Annotated in this window: 4 protein-coding genes and 1 pseudogene; 4 read left to right on the forward strand and 1 reads right to left on the reverse strand. The window is 42.4% G+C overall.

Features of this window, described 5'->3' with window-relative positions:
* Positions 1–486 (reverse strand): annotated as a pseudogene (locus tag WBM98_RS11690) (proprotein convertase P); the annotation flags it as partial.
* Between the two features lie 52 nt (positions 487–538).
* Here WBM98_RS11690 and WBM98_RS11695 point away from each other — a divergent pair.
* The 4 genes from WBM98_RS11695 to WBM98_RS11710 all read left to right on the forward strand — a co-directional run.
* A complete protein-coding gene (locus WBM98_RS11695) occupies positions 539–1,465 on the forward strand; it encodes a bifunctional riboflavin kinase/FAD synthetase (RefSeq protein ID WP_424366201.1) in 927 nt (308 codons plus the stop codon).
* Positions 1,465–2,802: an HTTM domain-containing protein gene (locus WBM98_RS11700; protein WP_424366202.1), complete on the forward strand. Its 1,338-nt coding sequence runs from the start codon at positions 1,465–1,467 to the stop codon at positions 2,800–2,802. Before WBM98_RS11695 ends, WBM98_RS11700 begins: the two co-directional genes overlap by 1 nt.
* A 61-nt stretch (positions 2,803–2,863) precedes the next feature.
* Positions 2,864–4,135, forward strand: a complete 1,272-nt coding sequence (serS, locus tag WBM98_RS11705) for a serine--tRNA ligase (protein ID WP_424366203.1) — start codon at positions 2,864–2,866, stop codon at positions 4,133–4,135.
* A gap of 60 nt (positions 4,136–4,195) precedes the next feature.
* A partial coding sequence (locus WBM98_RS11710; protein WP_424366204.1) for a tetratricopeptide repeat protein occupies positions 4,196–5,712 on the forward strand: 1,517 nt, incomplete at its 3' end.

Consider the following 5,712-nt stretch of genomic DNA (forward strand, 5'->3'; position numbering starts at 1 on the left):
CTCCCCATCATGGGTATAACTAATATATGTGCCATCCGAGGTTTTTTGCAGGAAGCAATTGCCCTTTTGATTTCCGTAAACAATCATAGCCTGTATGCCCTTGTGGGAAACACTAAAACGAATCTTATCATCCCTATTTTTCAAACTGTACCCCGAGTACGATTTTATATTGGGATATTTGGCGGCCAGTTTTTGCGAAAAGACAGGGGTCTCATTCACAAAAAAATCGATATATTCCCCTTTTTCATTTGGAAAACGTACTGTTATGGGGATTTTTTTGCTTGTTTGCCCTTTACTGATATCATTCTTGAATTTGGTCTCATCAAAGGAATATACCTTTCCTTTTTGAACCTCGAATCGTTTTGATATCGAAGCATTTAGGTTAGCCGGTCCTGATTCCTGCTTCCAATAATTACGTTGCGAATATCCGTAAAAGGAAAGAAATAATATGGATATTGAAAAAACTAGACGTAATTTTGAAACCATTAAGGGGTTTTTATAGCCAATCAAATATAAGTCTTTTTATTTTTTATTCTACGTGATAACAGTCCAAAGCATTGATAAATATGATAAAGAGCACCCCACGGCCATTACCATAGGCACCTTTGATGGGGTGCATATCGGGCATAGGAAAATCCTCCTAAAACTTATCGAAAATGCCAAGTCCCGAAATTTAAAATCGACCGTACTTACTTTCTTCCCCCATCCAAGAATGGTATTGCAAAAAGACACCGAAATCAAACTTTTGAACACTATTGATGAAAAGATGATGATTTTGGAGCGCCTTGATCTTGATTATCTCATCATCCATCCTTTTACCAAAACATTTTCGCGTTTATCGGCAACGGAATTCGTTCGGGATATTCTGGTCAATGCCTTGCGGGTCAAAAAGATAATCATTGGTTATGACCATCGGTTTGGCAGAAATAGGGATGCCAACATCAATGATCTTATAGCATTTGGAAATGCTTTGGATTTCGAGGTTGACGAAATACCGGCACAGGAAGTCGATGAGGTATCGGTAAGTTCCACCAAGATCCGCAAGGCCTTGGAAGAGGGAGGCATAGAAACTGCGAACGCCTATTTGGGCTATCCGTATATGTTAACGGGTGAAGTGAAGAAAGGTAAAGGTTTGGGGCGTACCCTCGATTTTCCCACAGCGAACCTGTTCATAAAGGAAACCTATAAACTAATACCTAAAAACGGCGTTTATGTGGTACAGGCCAACATAGAAGGCGAAATGGTATTTGGAATGATGAATATTGGTTACAACCCAACGGTTTCCGGTACTGCAAAGAGTATTGAAATCCATTTTTTTGATTTTGACCGCGATCTTTACGACCAACGGATACAGGTCGATATTTTGGCGCGTATTCGCGATGAACATAAATTCGAATCGATTACGGCGTTAAGGAATCAATTGGAAAAAGACAAAGCGACATCGCTCTCTATTCTCAACAAATAATGTTCGACCGTTTACTTTTCACCAAAGTTGACAACTCCCCCTTACTGATTTTTAGGGTATTCTTCGGTATTTTAATTGCGGTGGAAAGTTTCGGGGCCATAGCAACGGGCTGGGTCAGGGAAACCTTGATAGCCCCTAAATTCACGTTTACGTTTATCGGTTTTGAATGGCTACAACCCTTGCCCGGAAATGGCATGTACTTCTATTTTGGCATCATGGGCATTTTAGGGATTCTCATAACCTTGGGACTTAAATACCGATTTAGTATCATTGGCTTCACTATTTTGTGGCTTGGGGTGTATCTGATGCAAAAATCCTCGTACAATAACCATTATTATCTTTTGGCCCTCATCTCGTTCATGATGTGTTTTTTTCCCGCAAATGCAGGTTTATCACTAGATGCAAGACGAAATCCATCAATCCAGTCCAAGAGCATGTTTTCCTATGTAAAATGGATAGTCGTCGCCCAACTATTCTTGGTTTACACCTATGCTTCAATTGCCAAATTGTATGGCGATTGGCTCGATTTCAGTACCATCGAAATCTTAATGCAGCAAAGAAAGGACTTTCCAATCATAGGCCCAATCTTGCAACAACCCTGGGTACATAAAACCATTGGGATAACTGGCATTGTGTTCGACGCGTTGATCATACCTGCCCTGCTTTGGAAACCCACACGAAAGATGGCCTTTATCATCAGCATTGTATTTCATCTTTCTAATTCATTGATTTTTCAAATCGGTATTTTCCCGTATCTGGCCTTGGCGTTTACCGTATTCTTTTTTGACCCCAAAACCATACGTGGCATTTTCTTTAAGGATAAAAGGGTTTACAGCGATAATGGGAATGTAATTCCTTCATACAGAAGTTGGTTGCTCCTGGGATGTGGCCTCTATTTTTTGATACAGGTCTTACTGCCAATCCGTCACCATTTCATTAAGGATGATGTCCTTTGGACCGAGGAAGGCCATCGCCTGAGTTGGCGTATGATGTTACGAAGTCGCCAGGGACAAATACAATTCAAGGTTGTCAACCAAGACAACGGCGGTGCTTATATGGTGAAACTAAAAGACCATTTGACCAAGAAACAACAAAGGAAAATTGCTGCCTACCCCGATTTTATTTGGCAATTTTCCCAACATCTAAAACAGGTGCATAAAACAAAAGGGGAACGTGTTTCTGTGTATGCCCTGAATTCAAAGGTGAGTATCAACGGTAAACCCTATAAACCCTTTATTGACCCCGAAGTGGATCTGGCCGATGAAAAATGGGATCACTTCGGCCATCATGACTGGATCTTGCCTTCAATCTACGAGCAAAAGGAAAGGATAAAATAGTTAAACCCCCAATTGATACATTGATCAATTAACCTTAAATTTGGCGCTTAATCAAAATCCCATGCTACAGCTACAGGTCGTAAGAGAAGAAAAGGATAACATCATCGCCGCCCTAAAAAAGCGGAATATCGATGCCGCCCCCTTATTGGACAAAGTACTCCAATTGGACGAAAAACGGCGTACCACACAAACCCTATTGGACAACACCTTGGCCGAGTCAAATAAACTATCCAAAGAGATCGGTATCCTTTTTAAAAGTGGAAAGGCCCAAGAGGCCAATATTTTAAAGGAGAAAACTGGTAGTCTAAAGGAAGACTCCAAACGCCTGGCTGAGGAACTGGACAACGTTGCCCAAGAACTACAGGCCTTGCTATATCAAATTCCCAATGTCCCTCATGCGTTGGTCCCAGCAGGCAACACCGAGGAAGACAATGAAGAGGTATTCAGGGAAGGCACTATCCCAACATTGGATCCATCGGCCTTACCCCATTGGGAACTCGCCAAAAAATACGACATCATCGATTTTGAACTTGGCGTAAAGATCACGGGAGCAGGCTTCCCAGTGTACAAAGGTAAAGGTGCCCGATTGCAACGGGCATTGATCGCCTATTTCCTAGATAAAAATACGGCTGCTGGGTATACCGAGATACAAGTGCCCCATCTGGTCAATGAAGCCTCAGGGTATGGTACGGGGCAATTGCCGGACAAAGAAGGGCAAATGTACCACGTAGGGGCCGATGACCTCTATCTGATACCGACAGCGGAAGTACCTGTGACCAATATTTTTCGCGATGTAATCCTGAACGAAAGTGATTTTCCTATTCGGTATACGGGCTATACCCCTTGTTTTAGAAGGGAAGCCGGTAGTTATGGGGCACATGTTCGCGGCCTGAACCGTTTGCATCAATTCGATAAGGTCGAAATTGTCCGGGTCGAGCATCCCGCCAATTCCTATGATGCTTTAGATGGGATGGTAGCACATGTAAAGACCATTTTGAGGGAGTTGCAATTGCCCTACCGTATTTTACGCCTTTGTGGCGGAGACCTAGGCTTTACGTCTGCCCTTACCTACGATTTTGAGGTATTCTCTACCGCCCAGGATCGTTGGTTGGAAATCAGCTCGATCTCCAACTTTGAAGCCTTTCAGGCCAATCGATTGAAACTTAGGTATAGGGATGAAAACGGGAAAACCCAATTGGCACACACCTTGAATGGCAGTTCCTTGGCCCTGCCCCGCGTTTTGGCCGGCATTTTGGAAAACTGCCAAACCCCCAAGGGCATAAAGATACCGGACGTGCTGGTTCCTTACTGTGGCTTTTCAACTATTGACTAAATGGGTTTTTTATAAACCTTAACATCGGCTTATCGCTTTCTCCGTATCTTTGGGAAAAATGTGCTTTTGAGGGTATTCTTGATTTTCTTTGTTTTTTGCTGTTCACAATTGGTTTCCGCCCAGGATGATTTTTTGGCCAAGCAGTATTTTAATGATGGTGATTTTGAAAAAGCGGTGGTCTTCTACGAGAAGTTGGTAGAAAAAAACCCGAGGAGAACCGATTATTCAGAAGGGTTGATCGCTTGTTACCAACAGTTGGAACGCTATACCGAGGCAGAGGATTTCTTGCTTCAAAAAATAAACCAAGGGAATACCTACCCCATATTGCTCATTGAATTGGGGTATAACCACGCGTTACAAAATGCCCCGGTCAAGGCTTCGGAATACTATGGACAGGCGCTTGCCAGAATTGATGACAATCCAAACCTTGGTTATAGCATTGCGCTTCGATTTCAAAAATATTCCCTTTTGGATTATGCGCTAAAAGCCTATTCAAGGGCCATGGAACTCAATCCAAAATTGGACTATAATTACCAAATGGCCCGCATATATGGTGAACAGGGAGATATCGATAAGATGTACAACTCCTATTTAAATTTACTTGTCAATGGCAAAACCTCAAAATCGAATGTGCTTCGCAGTCTCGATGATTTTATTTCCCCAGATCCTGAAAATGAAAACAACATCAAACTGAAAAAAATATTATTGCAACATGCACAACAAGATCCCGACCTACTTTGGAACGATCTTTTAAGCTGGTTGTTTGTACAGCAAAAGGAATACAGTAGTGCCTTTAGACAGGAGAAAGCCATTTTCAAACGCATGGAAGGCGGTACCATTCAACGTCTGGTCAACTTAGGGGACTTGGCATTGAACGATAATGAGACTGAAATCGCCACATCGATTTTCGAGTTCATTACCGAAAAATCCCTGGATGAGGTCACGCGACTGAACGCCCAATTGAACTTGATCGATATACAGTTGATTGACGAGACAAAGAAAACCGTGGCCGAGGTTGATGCATTATTTAAAACCCTGATCGAAACCTATGGGTATAAAAGCCAGACCCTACAACTACAAATCGCCTATGCCAATTTCCTGACATTTAAAATGGACAGCCCCGAAATTGCCATTGAAATGCTTAGGAACTGTTTGGAACTGCCCTTGAATGCGCGTGGAAAAGCCTATGTAAAACTCGCCTTGGGCGATATTCTGGTTTTTGATAAAAAATTCAATCAGGCGCTTATCTATTTTTCCCAGGTACAAAAAAGCCTAAAAAATGATGTACTGGGACAAGATGCGAGGTTCAAAGTGGCGCAAACCAGTTTTTACAAGGGCGATTTTGATTGGGCACTCACCCAATTAAAGGTACTTCGCAGTTCTACGTCACAATTGATTGCCAATGATGCCATGCAACTAAGCCTGCTCATCGCCGACAACTCCCTAGAGGATTCCACACAAACCGCCCTCAAAAAATATGCCCAAGCCGATTTACTCGCCTATCAAAAAAAGACCAAGGAAGCGATTGCTGCACTTGACGACATTCTTCAAAACCATAAGGGAGAGAAGATAGAGGA

This window comes from Maribacter sp., assembly GCF_049667165.1.
Lineage (GTDB): Bacteria > Bacteroidota > Bacteroidia > Flavobacteriales > Flavobacteriaceae > Maribacter_A.

Coding starts and splice junctions, on each gene's coding strand:
- serS (WP_424366203.1), top strand. CDS start 2,864: ATGCTACAGCTACAGGTCGTAAGAGAAGAAAAGGATAACATCATCGCC.
- WBM98_RS11700 (WP_424366202.1), top strand. CDS start 1,465: ATGTTCGACCGTTTACTTTTCACCAAAGTTGACAACTCCCCCTTACTG.